Consider the following 21,818-nt stretch of genomic DNA (forward strand, 5'->3'; position numbering starts at 1 on the left):
TTTAGACCAAAAAGCCGATTTCCAAAGCTTACTTTTTATTTGTGGAAATTTCTTTTTTACTAGTCTAGATGAAGTGCTTTTATATGCATTTATGAATTTCGATAGCTGTGAATTTGGCTGTGCAGAAAACAGCACATGAATATGGTCTTTATCATGATTCCACTCTTGTAATTTAATACCATATAGCATATTATGCACAAATATGCAAATTCATTTCCATATTATAGAAGATGGAGTCTTCTTTGCTTTTATTTCGATAAAAATGAAAATATTTCTTCTCTTAAATATATTTTAGCTTCACCAAATATTGTACAAGATGTAGAATTTACTGAATATTATATAATTTTAAGTAGATCATACGGAATAAATAATAATTCAAAATTGGAATTTTATCCTAATATGTTAAACAAACAATCACACAAAAAAATAAATAATATTCCCGTTTGGTTTTTAGACGTTCCAGAAAAAACAATAAATATTTTACCTATGTCAGAAGGAATATCAAAAATTGATAATTCATTATATATATTATTTGAATCAGGTGCTTTAAAATATAAAAACTTTTGTAAATCACCAACAGAATATATTTGGAAATTAAATATAGAAATACTTTCAAAAAAAGAACATTAGATATAATTATTATGTTTTATATAAAAAAACAAAGAGGATAGCTCTTTGCTATCCTCTTGCCTTGGCGGGGACGACGGGATTTGAACCCGCGGCCACCGGTGTGACAGACCGGCGTGATAACCAGGCTTCACCACGTCCCCAACTCTAGTCATCAATTAATATTTTACCATATTTATATAATCTTGTCAATCGCCTTATCGGCTACATTTTATTTAACTGGCGGGGACGACGGGATTTGAACCCGCGGCCACCGGTGTGACAGACCGGCGTGATAACCAGGCTTCACCACGTCCCCAATCTTAATGACAAAGACCGTTATTTATTTTGCCATAAACACATGCATTTGTCAACACTAAAACGAGTTAAATTTCTGTAAAAACAAACCAATTACTTTACTAATTCATTAATCTTGTTTTTATCATGCAAATATTTTGCAAAATATAAAAACGGCGTATCAGCTGCTGCAACAATCCATTTAAAAAAGTAAGTGGTCCATAATATACTCCAAAAAACGTTTAATTCATATACACCCCAGAATGCTATAAAACAAAATACAAAACTATCTATAAATTGTGAAACCATAGTTGATAAGTTGTTTCTTACCCACAAAAATTTAAGCTGTGGTAACTTATTTTTCCATAGATGATATGCCCAAATATCATGAAGCTGTGATAACCAATATGCAGTTAATGATGCTATTACAATCCTTGGCATTATTGAAAAAATAGTTTCAAGAGCACCCTGTGCAAAATCTGATTGATCTGGTTTAAAATAAAGAGCTAATTGCATCATAACAGTCATAACTATAAGACTCCAAAATCCAACATATACAGCTTTCCTTGCATCTTTTTTTCCATAATTTTCTGATAAAATATCAGTTACTAAAAAGGTTGTTCCATAAACTATGTTTCCTAAAGTTGCAACGAATCCAAATAACTCTACCGTCTTTAACACTTGAATATTTGCAATAATAGTAGCAATAGCAGTCCAAATATACAGGCCAGTTTTACCCATTAGCCTGTAAAATAGCAAAATACCTCCAAAGTTTACAAGCATCAGCAAAAACCAGAGTACTTCGTTTGTCACAGCAGATTCCTCCTTTTTAATTTTCTATCTAATAATTTCTATACCAAAACCTGCCATTCCGATCCCAACATGTGTAGATATTACTTTACCAGTATTAGAATAATCAAAATATTCAACTTCATACCTTTCCTTAATCAATTTCATCATTTCATCAATATGCTCTTTTCCATTGCAATGAATACCTATCAAACCTATTTTTTGACCAATTTTTATTCCTTCCTCTTCCATTTTTGATAAAATCATACTATATGCCTTTTTATATCCTCTTGTTTTATCAAAAGGAATCATTTCTCCTTCTTCATTTATATAAATTCCAACTTTTATCTTCAACAAATTACCAACAAAACCTGTAAATTTACTTACTCTTCCACCTTTGGCCAGAAAATCAAAATCGGAAACAAAAAATATAGCATGAAATCTTTTATTTTCTCTTTCTTCCCTTACCTTTTTCGCAACTTCTTCAAGGCTCATTCCAGAATTAAGCAATTCTCTGGCATACTTTGCCATGTTAGAAATTATTGAAGAAGCCATTTTTGTATCAACAATTTCAATTGGAATATCAAAAGACTCTGCTGCAAGTCTTGCAGAATTAAAAGTTCCAGACATTTTAGTAGAGATTGTTAAAACCAAAACGCTATCATACCCATCTTCTATAGCTCTTTTATATGCATTCTGAAAATCCAAAATTGAAGGTTGTGAGGTTTTTGGTAACTCTTCTGCTTTTGAAAGTCTTTCATAAAATTCTTTTAAGCTTTCCTCATCTCTAACATTATCAGGTTCACTACTGCCATCTGGCCAATTTACATAGAGTGGGACAACATCAATATCGTATTTTTCAATCCACGATACTGGAATATCCGATGTACTATCAACAATAATTTTTGTTTTCATATTAACTCCTCCTTTGAACCTAGAATTATTCTATTTAATTGTTTTAATGAAGAAACTTTTACAATATTTTCCCCGTTTATATCTTCAACATTTGGTATTATAAATCTATCATAACCAGACTTTTTTGCATTTTCAATTCTTTTTTTAATATTTCTTACTCTTCTAACACTTCCATCTAATCCCACTTCCCCTATTATCACGACCTTTCCTAAGAAAGTGTTATACAATGAAGATAAAATAGATGATGCAATAGCTAGATCACTTGCTGGATCTGTGATTTTTAATCCACCAGATACATTTAAATATAAATCATGAGAATCAATTGGTAAATTAAGGTGTTTTGCAATTACAGCACCTAAAATAATCAATTTTCTAACATCAATACCATGAGCTATTCTTCGGGCTGTAGCAATTTTATCTCTTGATACAAGACTTTGAATTTGGACAAGAATAGGCCTTGTACCTTCAAACACACATGAAATAACATTTCCTGGCATATTACTTTCCTCAATAAACACTCTATCCTTCAAAGGAATTAGTCCTTCCTCTAACATTTGAAAAATTGCTAACTCTCCACTTGGACCAAATCTATTTTTTAAAACCCTTAAAATTCTAAAGTCTGTATTTTTTTCTCCTTCAAAATAAATAACTGTATCAACGACGTGCTCAACTAACTTTGGACCGGCAATATTTCCCTCTTTATTCACGTGAGCAACTAAAAGTGAAGGTATACCTTTTTCTTTTGATAATTTTCTTATCTTTTCTACTACTGTTTTAATCTGCAAAATCCCGCCAGGTACTCCATCTACACTATTTGAAAATATAGTCTGTATTGAATCAAAAACTATAAAAGAAGGATTTAACTGATTAATAGCAACAAAGATTGACTCTATTTCATTTTCTGTTGTAACATAAAGATTTGAGTCACTAATATTTAGTCTTTTTGATCTTAAGCCAATTTGCTCGATACTTTCTTCACCACTTACATAAAGTACTTTCCCATGTTTTGAAAGCATCTTACATAATTGCAATGAAAGTGTACTTTTTCCAACTCCTGGTTCACCACCAAGTAGTATAACCTGACCAGAGACAATACCTCCACCAAACAACTTATCAATCTCTGGATCATTTGACTTTAACCTTTTATTTTCATCAATTTTTAAACTATCATCAAGCAAAAAAATGCGGGAACTTAAACCCGCATTTTTCTTTTCATCTTCACTAACTTTAATCTCTTTCGCACTGTCCCATGCACCACATGAAGGACATTTTCCAAACCACTTTAAAGATTCATAACCACAATTATCACAAACATAAACTGTTTTTTTCTTAGTCATTTTTCACCTTTACTTTTCTCTGTCTTTTCTTTTTAAATACTATCTTTCCATTTTCATAACTACAGACAATTGTGTCATTCTCTTTAAACTTACCTTTCAACAATTCTTCCGATAAAGGATCTTCTATATGCCTTTGAATTGCACGTTTTAAAGGTCTTGCTCCATATGCGGGATCGTAACCTTCTTGTACTAAAAAGTCTTTTGCACTTTTACTTAACTCAAGTGAAATACCTTTCTCAGAAAGTCTTTTTCTGATATCCTTTAAAAGTATTTCTATTATTTTCCTAATATGGTCCTCTGTAAGTTTATGGAATACAACTACTTCGTCTATTCTGTTCAAAAATTCCGGTCTAAAAGTTTTCTTTACTTCTTCAATAACCTTTTCTTTCATTTCCTTAAATTCGACATTATTATCTTTACTATCCACAAATCCTAAGGATCTTTTTCCAGAAACAATTTGAGTACCACCAATATTACTCGTCATTATTATAATTGTATTTCTAAAGTCAACAACATGGCCTTGAGAATCGGTTAACCTTCCATCATCCATAATCTGTAATAAAAGATTAAAGACATCTGGATGTGCCTTTTCAATTTCATCAAACAAAATTACTGAGAAAGGTCTTCTTCTTACTCTTTCGGTAAGAGCACCACCCTCTTCGTATCCAACATATCCTGGAGGCGCTCCAATCAATCTAGAAACCGAGAATTTTTCCATATATTCGCTCATGTCAAATCTAATAAGTGCTTTTTCATCACCAAAAAGATACTCAGCAAGTGTCTTTGCAAGCTCAGTCTTTCCAACTCCAGTTGGACCAAGGAATAAAAACACACCTACAGGTCTTCTAGGATCTTTTAAACCACTCCTTGCTCTTCTAATGGATCTAGCAATAGCTCTCACTGCTTCTTCCTGACCAACTACCCTATTATGAAGCGCATCTTCAAGCTTCAACAATTTTTCACTTTCTCCTTCTTCAAGCTTCTTAAGTGGAATACCTGTCCAATTTGAAACTACTTCCTCTATCTCCTCAACACCTACAACCACAACACTAGTTTCAACATTCTTTTTCCACTCATTGTATCTAATATTAAATTCCTCTTTTAACTCATTCTCTTCTTCTTTTAATTTAGCTGCTTTTTCATATTCTTGATTTGCTGCAGCAATTTCTTTTTTCAACTTTATATCTTCAATCTTTTCTTTAAAATTCAATAATTCCTTTGGCATAACGAATGCTTTCAGTCTTGCTCTTGCACCAGCCTCATCTATCACATCTATCGCTTTATCCGGCAAGAAATGATCACTTATATATCTTTGTGACAAATATACAGCTGCTTCTAAAGCTTCATCAGTGTATTTTACTTTATGATGTTTTTCATATTTTGGTTTTAAACCCTGTAAAATTCTAATAGTCATCTCAGGTGTCGGTTCTTGAACATATATCTTTTGAAATCTTCTTTCTAATGCTGCATCTTTTTCAATAAACTTTCTATATTCATCAGGTGTTGTAGCGCCTATACATTTTATCTCTCCACGTGCAAGCGCTGGTTTTAAAATATTTGCAGCATCAACTGCTCCTTCAGCTGAACCTGCACCAACAATCATATGTATCTCATCAATGAAAAGTATAATATCTTTTTGATTTTTTAATACTTGAAGTAGCTTTTTCATCCTTTTTTCAAACTCGCCACGGTACTTTGTCCCAGCAACAAGAGAAGCCACATCCAATGAAAAAATAGTCTTTCCTTTTAAAGGTTCTGGAACTTCACCGTTTACAATTTTTTGAGCAAGTCCCTCAACAATCGCAGACTTACCAACGCCAGGATCACCTATTAATACTGGATTATTTTTCTTTCTCCTAACTAAAACTTGCATTACACGTTCTATTTCACTTTCTCTTCCAATAACTGGGTCAAGTTCACCTTTTATCGCTTGTGCAGTTAAATTAATTCCAAAACCTTCCAATTGTCTTGCACGCGTCACTATTTCCTCATCAAAATCTGTAAAATCAGCTAAATCCTCTTCAGGCATATCTCCTGACAACTCCCTTCTTAACATCTGAACATCAATTCCCATTTTCCTTAAAATATGAACTGCTATTCCTTCACCTTCTCTTAAAATTCCTAAAAATAAATGAATAGGCTTTATTTTATTTTCACCAAGACTCTTTGCTTCTTCATATGCTAACTCCGTTACCCTTTTGGCTCTGGGTGTCATCTGAGGTGACATTATAAATCCTCGCATTCCCATACCTACAATAGAAATTACCTCGTTTCTAATTTTTGTATAAGTAATTCCATAATTTTCAAGTATTGACTTTATCTTATTATCATTAATTTTCAAAATAGCCAAAAGTAGATGCTCTGTACCAACATATGAATGTCCTAGCTCTTTTGCCTCTTCTTGAGCCATTACAAAAACTTCTGCGGACTCTTCAGAAAACTTGTCAAACATATATTTTCACCACCCTTTCTGTCCGCGACAAATTACTTCTGTTTCTATTATACCTTATAAACACTAAAATATCAATTTTTATTAATTTAATATTATATTTGAAATAAACTCCTTGTTATAGTCAAAATCGTAATCTGAAAATATTGACTTTCCTAAAATTATTACTTTGCCCAATCCTGATTGCTCTTCAACACCCAAAACTATTTTATCAACCTGTATAGCATCACCATTTCCATCACTATCTTCATTCTTTGCAGTTTCAGATTCTAGCAATACTTTTGCACTTTCTCCAACTATTAATGAGCATGGGCTATAGAGTCTCACACCATTTACAAGAATCTTGTATCTTGCACCATAATTGTTTACTTCATCAACAACTTGATCATCATTAAATTTAGTACCCAGCCCTAGTTTTTCAAGTATGTAATTAAGTTCTTGAGTGTTTCCACCGTTTCTATAATCACTTTTGCTTGTTATTATAAGTTTTCCACCTTTCTTTACAAAGTCTACAATACTTTCTACCTCTTTTTCACTATATCCCTTACCATTTTGAATAATTAACACATCTCCATCTATTTCTTCCAGTTTATTAGCATAACTAATTTCTAGTCCAAGTGATTTTACAAAATTTTCAAGCTTCGTAAGTTTTGTTGTGCCATAATCGTTCATATGTCCTATATCAATTATTATTTTATTTACTGATTTCTTCTTAGCATATCCAAACATTTCATATAAAGCTTCAAGTTCAATAACTTTACCATTAATTTTTTGTTTGTAAAGATCAAGGTATGTTTCATCACTACCTGGTATTATTATAATTTCTCCATCAAATTCGCTTAAAGCTTTAATTTCAGGAGCTAATAAATCCTTTGAAAAATCAAATCCATCAACTTTTGGAGTAGAAATAATCAATACGTCAACATCTTTTAGATTGGTTAGCATTCTCTTTGAGTACAAAACCCTATAACCATTTTCAGATAAAAATTGACCAAATTTCTTTAATTCAACCATATAATCATTTTCATGAAGTATGTCAATCATTACAGCCTTTTTGTATGACTTTACAAATATTTTGTGTGATTGAACAAATACATTATTCACTAAAAATTTGATAAGGTGATCTCCTGATGATAATTTTCCTAAATCTACAGATAAAGACTTTATCTCATATGGTTTAAAACTTACCTGCTTAGTTGTAACTACGCGATCATTATCAACAATTTTCAGATCAGCTTCTACATTTTCACTAGTAACATTATAAATATCAAATAAAATAACATTGTTGTTATACTTTACATTATTAACATAAATAGAACTTTCTTTTTGAAACCAGATTGGAGAAGTAACTATTTCATCAGAATCACTTTGTTTAATGTAACAGTAATACCATTCATATCCATCAGGAATTTCAACTGTAATATTGGTTGAATAAGAATCACTTCTTGGATATGCTTCAACTACTGTTCCACTTTGAGAAATTAACGCAAAATAATCTATATTGTCGTAGTCTTTATACTCAAAGTGCAAAGTTACCTTTTTAACAGGTTCTTTAACAATATCTCCCATTATATAATTTCCATAACTAAAACTAACTTTAACATCTTTATCCTCGGTTCCAAATGTATGCCTTGACCATAATGCACTCATTATATCATCATAGCTTAAATATTGAGCAATTATCCCTGTTCTTCCTTCATTTGCACTACCCCAGTTGGGCTTATGATTATCCTGACCAACTGTTGCACCAAGATGCCAACCTTTGTTAAGTGCTACCCTGTAATTTTTAAGCATTTCATCATTTATTACATCACCAGCCTTCCAATTACCATTTCCAACTTCAATTAAATTCATATATAAATCAGCTTGAGGATAATATTCAAAATCATTAAAGGTGCCAAATACAGAAATTGGATGGTTAAATTGTCCAAGCTTTTTATGCTCAACAATCCACTTATAGAAACCTTCCATTGAACTTACGTTGTTTCTGTCTACCCATTGCAACGATTCATACACATTTATATGACCTATTCCAGAAGTCCATTCAAAACCTTGAAGAGCTATAAATTCTCCTTCAACAGTTGCCTTTTCAGCAGCAAGCTTTGTTAAGTAAGTTTTAGTTTTACCATTTATAAGTTGCTCAAAATAATATGCATGATCTGTTACTGCTTGCACATCTACATAATTTTTTGCGTAACTATACGCATCTTCCGGATAAAGTTTTCCATCAGAATAAGAAGTATGTGAATGTAAATTTCCATAATAAATATTTGCAAATGTTAAAAACGTCACTAAAATTGCTAAAATAGAAATCCACTTTTTCATAAAAAAACACCTCCAAAATTTTCTCTATAAATTATTATAACCTAACTTCTGTTTTTTTAAAAGAATATATGTTAAAATTATTTAGTTAGGGAGGTGATAAAATGTGGCTAATTTTAAGTGATTCTCACGATAACTTACACAAAGCTAAAGAAATAGAAAGAATGATAATTAAAAATAACATAAAAAAGATATTTCATTGTGGTGATTTTGTAGCTCCGTTTATTTTACCATATTTTGTAAAAGAAGAAATAGAATTTTATGGAGTATTTGGTAACAATGATGGTGAAAGACTTCTTTTAACACAGAGATCAAACGGAAAAATAAAAGTTGGACCACGCGATCTTACAATAGATAATTATAGAATTTTAATGATGCATGAACCTTTTGCGTTAGAAGCAGCAAAATCAAGTAACTTGTATGATTTTATATTTTTCGGACACACACATGAAATATATACTGAACAAACAGAAAAAACTTTAATAATTAATCCCGGTGAATCTTCAGGATGGTTAACTGGAAAATCAAGTATAATACTTTTAGAACCAAAAAATAAAAAATGGGAAATTCTATATCTTTGAGGCATTTATATGTGTAGAATGCTCGGATTTTCATTTGAAAATGATAAACCAATTAATTATCTATTTAAAGAATTACAAAACATGGCGAAAAATGGCTTAAAAAGCCCTCATTCACATGGCTTTGGAATTTACGCACTTACTGAAAGTAATGAGGTATTGTACCACAAATTTGAAGAACCAATTTATGAAAAAGATATCTCTTTTCCTAGACTAAAGATTGGTATAATTCACGCAAGAAAAGCTTCTCCAAGTTATCCAATTGGTTTTCTTCAGATACACCCATTTGTTGATGAAAACGGCACAGCTTTCTGTCATAACGGAACGATACACTCATTAAAAAGAAATAATATCTTTGAAAGCGATAGCTATGAATATTTCTTAATAGTAAAAGATTTCAAAGATCTACATGATCTTTCTAAAAGATTGAAAAAATTTATTAAAGAAAATGAATTTACTGGCATCAACTTTTTGATGATCAAAAGAAAAAAGCTATATGCATTTTGTTATTTTAATAGTGATCCTGATTACTATACTATGTGGTATTCTAAAAATATAATTTCATCTGAAAAATTAGGCTTAGATTTTAAAATGGTTAAAAAAGGCGAACTTTTAATTTTTGAAAATGGAAAATTAATTTTCAAAGATGTTATTATTTAAAATACATAAAAGTGGTATAATTAAGGAAGTAAAATTTAGGAGGTGAAAAAGAAATGAGTAGTGACAGTTTTAGTAGATACTCAGATGAACCTTTATCTAGACCACCGTAGTTTAATATAAGGAGGTAGAAAAAATGGTAAAATTTTACACAATGCAAGAAAATAAAATTGTGGAAGTAGAAAAATTCGTTCCAAATTCCCTTATTAAGGTAATTGACCCTTCCGCTGATGAAATTCACATGCTTTCAAGTCTTCTCCAATTTGATCCTGATTTTATATATGACTCCCTCGATGATGACGAAAGGGCTCGTATAGAATTAGATGACGATACTGTACTTATAATTTTAAAAATTCCCAAAAAATTTAATGGTAATTCAAAAATACCATATAGAACAGTTTCGATGGGGGTAATTATTGGGAAAAATTACACTATCTTTTCCAGTAAAGAACCTGTGGACTTTATTGATTATATGATTGAAAATAATAAATTTGACATTAATAAAAAGAGTAGAATGATATTTCAGATATTCCTTTTAAATGCAAAAGTTTTTCTTTCATATTTAAAGGAAGTAAATAAAACTATTAGTATAATAGAAGAAGAACTTCATAGATCTATGAAAAATAAAGAACTTGAAGAAATGATGTACCTTGAAAAAAGCCTTGTTTATTTTACAACTTCACTCCGTTCAAACGAAATAATGATGGAAAAGCTTCTGCGAGGTAACATAATAAAAATATACGAAGAAGATAAAGATGTATTAGAGGATGCAATAATCGAAAATAGGCAAGCAATAGAAGTTTCAAATATATATAGTGATATCCTTGCTGGTATGATGGATTCATATGCTTCGGTTATTTCAAATAACTTAAATATAGTGATGAAAATTCTCACTGTAGTTACAATACTAATACAAGTTCCAACAATAATAACAAGCTTTTACGGTATGAACGTAAAATTACCCCTTCAAAACAATCCAATAGCTTATGTACATATAATTTTTTGGTCTATTGGAACTATACTTTTGACACTTGCTTGGTTTAAAAGAAAAAAATGGTTATAATTATAAATAAATCTACTAAAAGGAGAAATATTTATGTTTGGAAAAATTACTAAAGAATTATTTGGAAAAACACAAATAGAAACTCCTGTGTTTCAATATACACTGGAAAATAAAAATGGAATGATTGTAAAAGCCTTAAACTTTGGAGGAATAATTACTAACATATGGGTTAAAGATAAGTTTGGAAAATATGTTGATGTTGTCTTAGGTTTTGATAGTTTAGAAGAATACGAAAAACTAAATCATAAATATTATTTTGGTGCAGTTATTGGAAGATATGCAAATAGAATAAAAAATGGACAATTTAAAATTGATGATACAATATACCAGCTTGCACTAAACGATGGTAAAAATTCTTTACATGGGGGGATAGGGGGTTTTCATACTAAAATCTTTAAAACATCTACTGAAATTACTCCATATGGTCCAAAATTAAATCTAAAATATCTAAGCCATGATGGCGAAGAAGGCTTTCCGGGGAATTTGCTAGTCAATGTAATATACACACTAACAAATAACAATGAACTTATTATCGAATATATTGCACAAACCGACAAACCTACAGTTGTTAATTTAACACAGCATAGTTATTTTAATTTATCAGGAAAAGGATGTATTTATGACCACAAAATTCAAATAAATGCAGATTTATACACTCCAGTAGATGAAAATTTGGTACCTACAGGCGAAATTGTGCCTGTAGAAAATACACCCTATGATTTTAAACAACCAAAAAATCTAGGAAAAATGCTAGAAAAAATTGATTATGATGTAAATTTCGTATTAAACAAGTCAAAAATTGCCGCAGTAGTTTCTTCTTTAGAAACCGGAATAAAATTGGAAGTATCAACAACAAAACCAGGAATCCAATTATACACGGGAAATTTCCTTGACAATATTATTGGAAAGTCCGGAAATGTATATAAAAAACATTCCGGACTTTGCCTTGAAACACAATATTTCCCTGACTCACCAAACAAAAAAAACTTTCCAAATGTAATACTAAAAAAAGGTGATATTTATTACCACAAAACAACATTTAAATTTACTGTTGAGCAGTAAAATATTTCTCCATTTTTTCTATTACATAGTCAATATCCTTCTTTTTTATCCAATAATGTGTAACAAACCTAAATATTCCGTCATCAGACGGATTTATTTTTATACCATTTTCAAACAGGTACTTAACAAAGTCTTCCTCTTCAAATTGCTTATTTATCTTGAAAAATACCATATTAATTTCTACATCTTCTACAATCTCAATAAAATCAAAATTTAAAAGCTTTTGTGCAAGATACTTTGCATTTTCATGGTCTTCTTCTAGTCTAAATATCATCTTTTCAAGAGCAATAATCCCTGCCGCTGCTAAAATTCCAGCTTGTCTTAATCCTCCCCCCATTATTTTTCTTTTCTTTCTTGCCTTCTCAATAAATTCTTTTTCCCCAACAAGTAGTGATCCAACAGGTGCACATAAACCTTTTGAAAGGCAAAAACTTACAGAATCAGCATATTTTGCAATTTCACTTGCTTGAATTTTTAAAAACGTTGCAGCATTAAATATTCTCGCTCCATCAAGATGAATTGGAACTTTATATTTCTCTGCAATATTTCTTATTTTTTCATAATTTTCAAGTTTAATCACCCTTCCATTAGAATGTGCATTCTCAAGACAAATAAGACCTGTTTTAGGATAATGAATATCTTCTACTTTTCTTATCTTTTTTTCAACTACTTCTGGAATTAATGCTCCTCTATCCGTTTCTATTGTTCTAAGCTGTACTCCTGATATTATTCCTGCAGCACCTGCTTCATGCTGAACAATATGGTAATCATCACCAATTATTACTTCATCGCCTCTATTACAATGCGTAAAAAGCGCTAGTTGATTTGCGAATGTTCCACTTGGAACAAATAATGCAGCTTCTTTTCCTAATATTTCAGCTGCAAGTTTTTCAAGTTTATTTACTGTAGGATCGTCACCATATACATCATCACCAACTTCTGCATAAGCCATTGCTCTTCTCATTTCATCAGTTGGCTTTGTCACAGTATCACTTCTCAAATCAATAAACTCCATATATTTCACCTCCAGCTACAATTATAACAAAAAAGGGGCTGAAAAAATTCAGCCCCTTTAATATCAGATCTTCATTAATTATTCACCAGCAAGAGGAGTTCCTTTTGATGCTTCATCTAATACTGAATTTAATGCTTTAAAGAAGTCAACGCCCTGCTTACCCAATTTTTTCACAGAATCACTTACAAGTGCTTGAGATTCAAGTATAGAAAGTAAGTTTGTAGGATCATAGAAATAAAGAACATGAAGCTCTACAACATTTCCTTTTCTTACTTCCCAACTTGCATATTTTAAAGCACCACTTACTATAGCCTCCGCCATAACCTTGGTAATTCCTTTATATGCTGACACAGCAGCTTCTACCAATTGTTGATTGTTTTCTTCATTTCCGGAATTTGTTTGAACACTCTGAAGTTGTCCTTCAACAACTTTTCTGAAAGTTTCTACCTTTGCATTTAAAAACTCTGCAATTTTTCCTAATGCTTGTGTTCTTGCAGCATTTTCAGCAATTGTCATATTTACTCCGCCACCAACATTTACTCCTTCAAATAAGAAAAGCCTTCCTTCTCTTGCAAGCTGAGCTACTTTTGCCTCTTGAGAATAATTAATCTGAACATTTTCTGCCTCTTTTGGAAGTTTCCAAATCTTAATTCCTTGTGCTGTAATATACTGATCTTTAGGCATGATAAGGAAAACTACACCAACAACCAAAGCAACTGCTAATACACCTACTCCTACCCACATTAAAATGTTATTTTCTCCCATATAATCACCTCCCTAGACATATTATACCATAAATATTTTTTTATTTTACAAAATTATACGCATTATCAATCTTTTGTTTTTCCAATAAATGTTTTTGAACATATTGCCCACAATTACTCCCTATATTATTCTCTTCCAATTCTCCTATGCTGATTAATACATCATAACCATATTCTTTTAATTTTTCCACAAAATTCTTGTGATTAACTGGCATAAAATTATTTAAATCAATATCAGAATGTAATCCATTTTTAATTGCTGAATATGTCGGGTTAACAGGTGTAATCTTAATTAAAAACTTTTCCGGTGAAAAGTAGCTTTTTATAACTTTAGAATCAACTATATTTTCTCTTGCAAGTGCAAAATTAAGTGTTACTTTTCTATCTCCTTCTCTAACAAATTTTTCTCCATACAATGCTATCTTTTCAAAATTCCATTTTTTAATAGGAATTATTTTATCTCTTTGCTTTTCATCTGTACTATGTATTGAAAATTGTAATTGAAATCTATTTCTATAAAATTTTTCTTTTATTTCATACAATTCTTCAAAAAAATCATCGGTTCCAATTGGAGCAACTGTTGAAATTGATGGTAAGAGGCCAGGTGCGTCCAAAATTTCAGGCAACTCTTTTAAAACTTCTAAAACTTCATTATTTAAAGCCGGTTCTCCCATACGTGCAAATTGAATCTTAAATTTTTTAACCGGGACTTTTTTACTATACCTTGTATTTACAAGGTATAGAATTTGTTCTAAAATCTCTTCTTTTGTAAGCTTTCCTTTATAAAAACCTCCTGCATCGCACATCATACATTGCACTGGGCAACCATTCAACGTTGAGACAATTAAAACCCATTTTTCATCTCTTGGAATAGGTGGTTGAATAGATTCAACAAATTCAACCAAATTTCCTCTTGAGGTTTCTCCTAAATAAACATATGCTATTTCTTCTTTTCCAAATTTTTCTAAAATTTTCACACCTTTCCCTCCCCGATGATTTTCATTGCAATTTTTATACCATCTCCCATGGCTATCGAAGCCTGTCTAAAATTTGGATGAGCAACATCACCTATTAAAAATACTTTATCAGTTTTTAAAAATGATAAATCTACTTTTCTACCTGTTGCAAGTAGTAAAGCATCAAATTTGTATACAGACTTTTTTGTATGTATTATTACATAATTTTCTTTGTTTTGTACAACTTGTATTGGCTCACTTTCATGATATATTACACCCAAACTACTTGCAATATTAACAAGTCGTGAAAGAGCTTTTATCCTGTTTGATCTATTAAAAATATGAACATTTTTCCTTAAAATTTTTGCTTGTATTGCTCCATCAAAAGCTACATCGCCCGCACCATATATTGCAAGTGATTCAATTTTTTCCGGTAAATCCAAAAATTCATAGTATACTCTTTCTCCTTCTAATTCTTCAATTCTGTTTGGAACCGTTCCTGATGCAACAATTATATAATCAAAATAATACATATCTTTTTCAGTTATAATCCTTTTATCATAAACCTCTTTCACTTCTTCAAATATTATATTAACGTTATAAAGCTCCAAATATGATTTCATATTCTCAACAATTTTTTTACCAGGTAACGGCTGAAAAAATGGAATATTTTCAACTCTCCATGCGTTATTTATAAGTCCACCAATTCTTTTCTTTTCAAACAATGCTACATCTATACCATATCTTTTCAAAAAAACAGCAGCTGAAATTCCAGCAGGACCCGCTCCAACTATTCCAACTTGCACAATACTTCCTCCGTTTTACAAATATGTGCAAAACCGTGTGCCAAAGATTTTAAAGACAAAAAGTGATAAAATTCATCTTTATCCCAAAGCGCATCTTCAACCATTACCACATTAAAATTTCTTACAAAACCACTTCTTGCAGTTGTCTCACAACACAAGTGTGTCATAACTCCGGTAATTATAATATCAGTTACATTTTTTAGCCTTAGTACTTTTTCAAGATACGTATTATAAAAAGCATCATAAGTATCTTTTATTATATACACATATTCGTTCGACTTAAAATAAGGTTTTGCCCACTTTTCATCCACTTTATTACCCCACCATCTCTGCATTTGTAAAGCTCCACCTTTGTGTATTGTTGATATCACAGGGTAAGCTTTTTGCAAAAATCTTTCCGAAAGTTTTTTTATATTTTCATATATATTTTCAATCCCTTCTAAATATGCAGAACTTTCTCTATCAGTAAAATAGCTTTGAACATCAACAATTAACAATGCAGGCACATTTAGAACAAGTGGATGCTTTTTTCTTTCTTTATAAAAATTCATTCAAGCACCTTCTTTGCTATTTCTTCAAGATTGTTAGCATATTCAAAATAATTGTAAGGCTCTTTTGAAGGTTTTTCGTTATAATACGGCCTTGTACAATGACTACAACCTGAGGTTAAAAATGCCTTTCCAAGTCCATTCTTAAAAGGATAATTAATTTTTTCCAACTGCTCTTTATTGAAAACAAATACATCTTTTGGGACATCTTCTTCAAATATTAAATACCTTGCCAACTGAATTTTTCTGTATCTTTCCATACTTGGTGAAGGTAAATTTTCAAAAGCTGTTCCTTTAATTGGAGTAAAAGAAAAAAGGGCAACTAATACGTTTAGTTCTTTCATCATGTAAAAAAATTCTATAAGTTCTTTATCAGTCTCACCTAGTCCTACTATAACATGAGTAGTAATATGCCCTGGATATTTTTTTGCTGCATTTTTAATTAATTCAAGTGTATTTTCAAACTTTCCACCTCGTATTTTTTCAAATAATTCTTTGTTTACAACATCAACTGACAAACCTATTGCATCTGCTCCAAGTTCAAAATACTTATCTATTTCTTTCATCGAAAGAGCTCTTACTGAAACTGAAACTTTCTTTCCATTTAGCTTTAAAAGTAAATTTTCAAGATCTTCCTTGTAACCTTTATAGCTTACAACCTGAAGGCATATTCTTTTTACATCAAGTTTTTCAATCATATCAACACTAATTTCTTTCCAGACTATTCTTGAAAGAAATTTATTTTCCGTTCTTGCATCTCTTGCATGTGCACAAAATGCACAATTAAACATACAGCGACCATCAAGCATAAAATAAGCTGTATCCATTTTAATTTTGCTATTTTTCACAAGCCCAAGCAATGATAAAGTTCCATATGAAGCTCTTAAAACCAAATTATCACCTCGTTTAACCAACATCTAACAATTTTAATCGTTCTTTATATAAATCTTTGACATAACTAATTAAATCTCTATATTTTTCTTCATTTTCAATAATGTATTTTGCATCTTCCCGCGCCACCATTATTATGTCAATATCATTTATGATATCTGCAACTTTAAATTCTGGAAGTCCATGCTGTCTTACTCCCAAAAATTCGCCAGGACCTCTTAGTTTTAAATCAAATTCTGAAATTTTAAATCCATCATTCGTTGATGCAAAGAAATTTAGCCTTTCAAAGGCTTCCCTTGAAACATTTCCAACTGTTAAATAACAATACGACTGTTTGTTTCCCCTTCCTACTCTTCCCCTTAGCTGATGAAGCTGAGCAAGTCCAAAACGTTCTGCATTTTCAATTACTATTACTGTAGCTTGTGGAACATCAATTCCAACTTCAATAACGCTTGTAGAAACAAGTATTTTAATCTCTCCAGATGCAAATTTGTACATTATATCATCTTTTTCTGAGTCACTCATTTTACCATGAATAAGTCCCACAGGAATATCAGGAAAATACTCTTTTGTAAGAACCTCATACATTGAAGTCGCAGATTTAACCGCTAATTTTTCTGATTCATCTATCAACGGATAGACAATATATGCCTGTCCACCATTCTCCACTTCACTGATTACAAATTTATACACTTCTTCAATTTTTGATTGGTGAACAACGAATGTCTTTATTGGTTTTCTCCCTTTTGGCATTTCATCAATAATCGATACATCTAAGTCACCATACAATGAAAGAGAAAGTGTTCTTGGAATAGGTGTCGCTGTCATAACCAACGTATCTACCAATTTTCCTTTACTGATAAGTTCCTTTCTTTGCTCAACACCAAATCTATGTTGCTCATCTATTACAACCAAACCTAAATTCTTAAAATGAACATCCTCTTGAATTAAGGCATGTGTTCCAACTACAACTTCAATATCACCATCTTTTAATCTTTGTTTTATACGTTCTTTTTCAGAATTTGAAGTTGCTCCAATTAAAAGCGCAACCTTTATTCCAAATCTTGAAAAATGATCATAAATCTTTTTAAAGTTTTGAATAGCAAGAATTGAAGTTGGTACCATAACCGCTGATTGAAAACCTGCTTCATAGTTATCAAGCATTGCTAGTTCTGAAACAATAGTTTTTCCAGAACCAACATCTCCCTGGAGTAATCTATTCATTGGTTTATCTGATTTTAAATCATTTTTAATCTCTTCGTATGCTTTCTTTTGAGCATTTGTCAACTCAAAAGAAAGAGAATTTATAAGCTCTGTTGAATATTTTCCATTAAATTTTTTAGATATTCCACCTATTTTTTCATTTTCTTTTTTAGACAGTAAAAATGCAACTTGAAGATATAAAATTTCTTCATATGCAAGTCTATACCTTGCCGCTTTTTTATGAAAATTACTCCTTGGAAAATGCATTCCAGTATAAGCTTGGTAAACATCTAATAAGTCTCTCTTTGAAATTAGATCATCAGGTAAATGCTCCTTGAAATTGTAAATATTATAAATATTTTCACTTATAATTCTTCTTACAGTATTTTGATTCAATCCTTCTGTTAATGGATAAATTGGAAAAATCTCTCTTTTATTCTCATTAAAAAGCTCAATTTCTGGATTGTGAATCTCCAAACTTCCATAAAATCCTTTTTTAACCGTACCAAATACATATAGTTTCTTTCTCAAAAGGCCTTTTAATATTCCCTCCATAAAGTCTTGATTAAACCATTTTAAAAGAATTTGGTACATTCCATCGGATAAAACAGCACTAACAATAGTTAAATTACCTTTTTTTACTTTTTCAACCCCGGTTAATTTTCCTGTCGTAACAACTTTATCATCTTCACGAAGCAAAGGAATAGGAATAATTCTTCTTCTATCTTCATAGTCTCTTGGGAAAAAGTTTAAAAGTTGCTCAACATTATTCACATTTAGCTTTAAAAATTTTTGAGCTCTTTTTGGACCTATTCCCTTAACATACTTTATAGGTGTATCAAGTGGTTTTAAATCAGAAGATTTTTCAACTTTATAAACCAAATGCATCAACTTAAATCTTTTAACCATTCCTGGAATATAACTCAATCTCTTTTGAATCCTTCTTTCTGGAAGATTTTTCATTTCAACAATGTATGTATAAAATTCCTGAAGTCTTTTGAAAACTTCAGGATCTTCTTTTAAAGGGTCATCTATTTTTTCAAAATTATCCTCCACATATTCAATTAACGCTTTGTGATCTTTTATATTCAATATTTCATCTAAAAAGTCTTCAATTAACAATGGAATATACATTCCTTCATCCTCTCACAAGAATCTCTTCAGAAACTATTTGCCCACTATCCATTTTAATAATTCTATGTGCCTTTTTTGCAACATTTATATCGTGAGTGACAATAACAAATGTTGTTCCTAGCTCTTTATTCATATTAATGATTATATCAATTATCTCTTGACTATTCTTTGTATCAAGCGCCCCAGTTGGTTCATCTGCCCAAACAATCTTTGGATTATTAATTAATGCCCTTGCAATAGCCACTCTTTGCTGTTCACCACCAGACATTTCTGACGGATAAGCATTCTTCCTATGAATTATATGTAACCTTTCAAGCCACTCAAGAGCTTTTTTTCTAATCTCACTTGGAGTTCCGTTCTTTGAAATCAGCAAAGGAATCTCAACATTTTCAACAGCAGTTAGAACTGGTATAAGATTAAAAAATTGGAAAATAAACCCCATGTTTTCGGATCTAAAAATTGTTTTTTCCTCTTCATTCATTCTGTCAAGTCTTTTTCCAAGAACTTCAACTTCACCTGATGTTGGCTCATCAAGTCCTGAAAGACAATTTAAAAGAGTAGTTTTACCACAACCAGATGGTCCCAAAATAGCAAGAATTTCACCTTCATTTATTTCAAGATTAACACCTTTTAAAGCTTCAAATTTTTCCTTTTTACCATACACTTTTGTTAATTTTTTTGCCCTTACTATCATTCTTTCATCTCCATGATATAATTTTCTTGTATATATTATAACATTAGGAGGGATATAGTGAAGGCAACAATTGTTTTAAATGGTAATATTGATGAAACATTAGTTTTAAACACAAACCACATAATAGCTGTTGATGGTGGAGCAAAGTTACTCAAAAAAAGAAATATATTGCCAAACATCGTAATAGGTGATCTTGACTCTATTGACAATGAAACGATAGATTTTTTAAAAAAACAATCTGTGAAAATTATCGAATACCCCAAAGAAAAGGATGAAACAGATTGCGAACTTGCTATAAAATATGCTCTTGAAAACGGTTTTAAAGAAATAGAAATAATAAATTTCCAAGGTGAAAGGATAGATATGATATTTGCACTCTATGGACTTTTAAAAAAATTTGATGCAAATATTTACTTAAATTCCGAAAAGTTAGAATCTGCAATTTTAAAAGAAAATAATACACTTGAAAAAGAAGTTAAAATAGGTGAAATATGGTCTTTTATTCCTTTGTGTAATTCAACTTTTATGATAGAAGGCTTTAAATATCCCTTCAATGGTAACATGGGTATAGAAAATCCAATAGGTGTAAGTAACGAAACAACGGCTGAAAAAATAAAAATACATGTAGAAAAAGGAGAGGTGATTTACTTTAGATGGAAGAAAAAACCGTTGTAATATTAGGAGCAACTGGATCAATTGGAATGCAAACTCTTGAAGTAATTAAAAAACTTGATAACTTTAGAGTAAAAGGTATAGCTTTCGGGAAGAATACTACTCTTGCTGAAAAAATTATAAAAGATTTTAAAGTCGAATACTTTTACTCTCCTGTAAAATCTAATGTAAGTTCTATAAAAGATATGGTGGCAAAAATCAAACCTGATATTGTAGTTGTTGCAATACCTGGTTTTGATGGTGTTCTTGCAACAATTGATTCTATACCTTACACAAAAAGACTTGCACTTGCTACAAAGGAAGCTTTGGTCTGTGCAGGTCCATTTGTAAAAAAAGCTTGTAAAGAAAATAACGTTGAGCTAATACCAGTTGATAGTGAACATTCTGCAATTTTTCAGATATTTGATGAAAGTGTGGTAAAGATATTAATAACTGCATCTGGCGGTGCAATAAGAGATAAAGAAAATATAGATGATTTATCAGTCGAAGACATATTAAATCACCCTGTTTGGAGTATGGGTAAAAAAATAACTGTAGATTCTTCAACAATGGTAAATAAAGCATTTGAAGTAATTGAAGCCTTCGAACTTTTTGAATTGGAAAATATTGAGGTAAAAATACATCCAACTGGAACAGTTCATGGAGCTGTATTTTTAAAAGATGGGACTGTAAAAATTCATTTTGGATTTCCAGATATGAAAATTCCAATTTCTTACTCACTAAGTTATCCAAAAAGATTATACGAAAATAAAAATTGGCCAAATTTTGAAAGTAAAAATTTTATATTTGAAGATGTAAATCCCTCAAAATATCCTGCTTTTTTCTATGGAAGAAGTATAATTAAGGATCTTGCAAAAAGAATAGCCTTCAATGCAGCTGACGAAATTGCTGTAGAAAAATTCCTAAATGGTCAAATAAAATTTTCAAAAATAGCTGATATAGTCATAAACACATGCGAAAAAATAAATGGAAATATAAATGATTTTAAAGAAATCTTTGAAATAGACAAGATTGCAAGACAAATTGCAAAAGAACAATATTAGTGTTATAATCTATTTGC

The 21,818-nt window shown here is 30.8% G+C and carries 20 protein-coding genes, 2 tRNA genes and 1 pseudogene; 7 read left to right on the forward strand and 16 right to left on the reverse strand.

Going from position 1 to position 21,818, the window contains the following annotated elements:
• A pseudogene (gene tnpA / locus JG780_RS00705) lies at positions 1–183 on the reverse strand (IS200/IS605 family transposase); the annotation flags it as partial.
• A 9-nt stretch (positions 184–192) separates the two neighbouring features.
• On the opposite strand from tnpA, the gene JG780_RS00710 reads away from it, so the two are divergent.
• A complete protein-coding gene (locus tag JG780_RS00710) occupies positions 193–630 on the forward strand; it encodes a hypothetical protein (RefSeq protein ID WP_004103775.1) in 438 nt (145 codons plus the stop codon).
• 62 nt (positions 631–692) lie between these two features.
• On the opposite strand, the gene JG780_RS00715 is transcribed toward JG780_RS00710, so the two are convergent.
• From JG780_RS00715 to JG780_RS00745, 7 genes are all read right to left on the reverse strand, one after another.
• Positions 693–770: transfer RNA gene (locus tag JG780_RS00715), tRNA-Asp, on the reverse strand.
• Positions 771–847: 77 nt separating this feature from the next.
• Positions 848–925 (reverse strand) — tRNA-Asp (locus JG780_RS00720).
• Between the two features lie 92 nt (positions 926–1,017).
• Entirely contained in the window at positions 1,018–1,716 is a 699-nt protein-coding gene (locus JG780_RS00725) for a queuosine precursor transporter (protein ID WP_004103776.1), read from the reverse strand.
• Between the two features lie 24 nt (positions 1,717–1,740).
• Positions 1,741–2,607 (reverse strand): DegV family protein, encoded by an 867-nt coding sequence (locus tag JG780_RS00730; protein ID WP_004103777.1) that lies wholly within the window; start codon positions 2,605–2,607, stop codon positions 1,741–1,743.
• Entirely contained in the window at positions 2,604–3,944 is a 1,341-nt protein-coding gene (gene radA, locus JG780_RS00735; protein WP_004103778.1) for a DNA repair protein RadA, read from the reverse strand. The genes JG780_RS00730 and radA overlap by 4 nt, the downstream gene beginning before the upstream one ends.
• On the reverse strand, positions 3,937–6,396 hold the full coding sequence (locus JG780_RS00740; protein WP_287568920.1) for an ATP-dependent Clp protease ATP-binding subunit: 2,460 nt from the start codon (positions 6,394–6,396) through the stop codon (positions 3,937–3,939). The genes radA and JG780_RS00740 overlap by 8 nt, the downstream gene beginning before the upstream one ends.
• A gap of 81 nt (positions 6,397–6,477) precedes the next feature.
• On the reverse strand, positions 6,478–8,718 hold the full coding sequence (locus tag JG780_RS00745; protein WP_287568921.1) for a DUF4350 domain-containing protein: 2,241 nt from the start codon (positions 8,716–8,718) through the stop codon (positions 6,478–6,480).
• A gap of 101 nt (positions 8,719–8,819) precedes the next feature.
• On the opposite strand from JG780_RS00745, the gene JG780_RS00750 reads away from it, so the two are divergent.
• From JG780_RS00750 to JG780_RS00765, 4 genes are all read left to right on the forward strand, one after another.
• A complete protein-coding gene (locus JG780_RS00750) occupies positions 8,820–9,296 on the forward strand; it encodes a metallophosphoesterase (RefSeq protein ID WP_287568922.1) in 477 nt (158 codons plus the stop codon).
• 9 nt (positions 9,297–9,305) lie between these two features.
• Entirely contained in the window at positions 9,306–9,953 is a 648-nt protein-coding gene (locus tag JG780_RS00755; RefSeq protein WP_287568923.1) for a class II glutamine amidotransferase, read from the forward strand.
• Between the two features lie 133 nt (positions 9,954–10,086).
• Complete coding sequence (locus tag JG780_RS00760; protein ID WP_287568924.1) at positions 10,087–11,013, forward strand: magnesium transporter CorA family protein; 927 nt, start codon at positions 10,087–10,089, stop codon at positions 11,011–11,013.
• 33 nt (positions 11,014–11,046) lie between these two features.
• On the forward strand, positions 11,047–12,075 hold the full coding sequence (locus JG780_RS00765) for an aldose epimerase family protein (RefSeq protein ID WP_287568925.1): 1,029 nt from the start codon (positions 11,047–11,049) through the stop codon (positions 12,073–12,075).
• On the opposite strand, the gene ltaE is transcribed toward JG780_RS00765, so the two are convergent.
• From ltaE to JG780_RS00805, 8 genes are all read right to left on the reverse strand, one after another.
• Positions 12,059–13,090, reverse strand: a complete 1,032-nt coding sequence (ltaE, locus tag JG780_RS00770; protein ID WP_287568926.1) for a low-specificity L-threonine aldolase — start codon at positions 13,088–13,090, stop codon at positions 12,059–12,061. The genes JG780_RS00765 and ltaE overlap by 17 nt on opposite strands.
• A gap of 78 nt (positions 13,091–13,168) precedes the next feature.
• A complete protein-coding gene (locus tag JG780_RS00775; protein ID WP_004103800.1) occupies positions 13,169–13,855 on the reverse strand; it encodes a hypothetical protein in 687 nt (228 codons plus the stop codon).
• A 40-nt stretch (positions 13,856–13,895) separates the two neighbouring features.
• Positions 13,896–14,831, reverse strand: coding sequence for a radical SAM family protein (locus JG780_RS00780; protein WP_287568927.1), 936 nt, complete (start codon positions 14,829–14,831; stop codon positions 13,896–13,898).
• The gene (locus JG780_RS00785; protein WP_004103804.1) at positions 14,828–15,616 is read right to left on the reverse strand and encodes an NAD(P)/FAD-dependent oxidoreductase; all 789 of its coding nucleotides are present in this window, start codon (positions 15,614–15,616) and stop codon (positions 14,828–14,830) included. Before JG780_RS00785 ends, JG780_RS00780 begins: the two co-directional genes overlap by 4 nt.
• Positions 15,601–16,167, reverse strand: a complete 567-nt coding sequence (locus JG780_RS00790; RefSeq protein ID WP_287568928.1) for a cysteine hydrolase family protein — start codon at positions 16,165–16,167, stop codon at positions 15,601–15,603. Before JG780_RS00790 ends, JG780_RS00785 begins: the two co-directional genes overlap by 16 nt.
• Entirely contained in the window at positions 16,164–17,057 is an 894-nt protein-coding gene (gene lipS2, locus JG780_RS00795; protein WP_287568967.1) for a LipS2 family lipoyl synthase, read from the reverse strand. The genes JG780_RS00790 and lipS2 overlap by 4 nt, the downstream gene beginning before the upstream one ends.
• A gap of 13 nt (positions 17,058–17,070) precedes the next feature.
• Positions 17,071–19,392 carry an ATP-dependent DNA helicase RecG gene (recG, locus tag JG780_RS00800; RefSeq protein WP_287568929.1) on the reverse strand — a complete coding sequence of 774 codons (2,322 nt, stop codon included), beginning with the start codon at positions 19,390–19,392 and terminating at the stop codon, positions 17,071–17,073.
• A 4-nt stretch (positions 19,393–19,396) separates the two neighbouring features.
• The gene (locus JG780_RS00805) at positions 19,397–20,086 is read right to left on the reverse strand and encodes an ABC transporter ATP-binding protein (protein ID WP_287568930.1); all 690 of its coding nucleotides are present in this window, start codon (positions 20,084–20,086) and stop codon (positions 19,397–19,399) included.
• A 57-nt stretch (positions 20,087–20,143) separates the two neighbouring features.
• Between JG780_RS00805 and JG780_RS00810 the strand changes: the two genes are divergently transcribed.
• Positions 20,144–20,761: a thiamine diphosphokinase gene (locus tag JG780_RS00810; protein WP_004103812.1), complete on the forward strand. Its 618-nt coding sequence runs from the start codon at positions 20,144–20,146 to the stop codon at positions 20,759–20,761.
• Positions 20,740–21,801 carry a 1-deoxy-D-xylulose-5-phosphate reductoisomerase gene (locus JG780_RS00815; protein ID WP_287568931.1) on the forward strand — a complete coding sequence of 354 codons (1,062 nt, stop codon included), beginning with the start codon at positions 20,740–20,742 and terminating at the stop codon, positions 21,799–21,801. Before JG780_RS00810 ends, JG780_RS00815 begins: the two co-directional genes overlap by 22 nt.
• Positions 21,802–21,818 lie beyond the last annotated feature (17 nt).

Source organism: Thermosipho sp. (in: thermotogales), from assembly GCF_020054775.1.
GTDB lineage: Bacteria > Thermotogota > Thermotogae > Thermotogales > Fervidobacteriaceae > Thermosipho > Thermosipho africanus.

Bases quoted from the DNA above. Each gene is read 5' to 3' on its own strand.
- JG780_RS00710 (WP_004103775.1), top strand. From the start codon at position 193: ATGCACAAATATGCAAATTCATTTCCATATTATAGAAGATGGAGTCTT.
- JG780_RS00730 (WP_004103777.1), bottom strand. From the start codon at position 2,607: ATGAAAACAAAAATTATTGTTGATAGTACATCGGATATTCCAGTATCG.
- radA (WP_004103778.1), bottom strand. From the start codon at position 3,944: ATGACTAAGAAAAAAACAGTTTATGTTTGTGATAATTGTGGTTATGAA.
- JG780_RS00740 (WP_287568920.1), bottom strand. From the start codon at position 6,396: ATGTTTGACAAGTTTTCTGAAGAGTCCGCAGAAGTTTTTGTAATGGCT.
- JG780_RS00745 (WP_287568921.1), bottom strand. From the start codon at position 8,718: ATGAAAAAGTGGATTTCTATTTTAGCAATTTTAGTGACGTTTTTAACA.
- JG780_RS00750 (WP_287568922.1), top strand. From the start codon at position 8,820: ATGTGGCTAATTTTAAGTGATTCTCACGATAACTTACACAAAGCTAAA.
- JG780_RS00755 (WP_287568923.1), top strand. From the start codon at position 9,306: ATGTGTAGAATGCTCGGATTTTCATTTGAAAATGATAAACCAATTAAT.
- JG780_RS00760 (WP_287568924.1), top strand. From the start codon at position 10,087: ATGGTAAAATTTTACACAATGCAAGAAAATAAAATTGTGGAAGTAGAA.
- JG780_RS00765 (WP_287568925.1), top strand. From the start codon at position 11,047: ATGTTTGGAAAAATTACTAAAGAATTATTTGGAAAAACACAAATAGAA.
- ltaE (WP_287568926.1), bottom strand. From the start codon at position 13,090: ATGGAGTTTATTGATTTGAGAAGTGATACTGTGACAAAGCCAACTGAT.
- JG780_RS00775 (WP_004103800.1), bottom strand. From the start codon at position 13,855: ATGGGAGAAAATAACATTTTAATGTGGGTAGGAGTAGGTGTATTAGCA.
- JG780_RS00790 (WP_287568928.1), bottom strand. From the start codon at position 16,167: ATGAATTTTTATAAAGAAAGAAAAAAGCATCCACTTGTTCTAAATGTG.
- recG (WP_287568929.1), bottom strand. From the start codon at position 19,392: ATGTATATTCCATTGTTAATTGAAGACTTTTTAGATGAAATATTGAAT.
- JG780_RS00805 (WP_287568930.1), bottom strand. From the start codon at position 20,086: ATGATAGTAAGGGCAAAAAAATTAACAAAAGTGTATGGTAAAAAGGAA.
- JG780_RS00815 (WP_287568931.1), top strand. From the start codon at position 20,740: ATGGAAGAAAAAACCGTTGTAATATTAGGAGCAACTGGATCAATTGGA.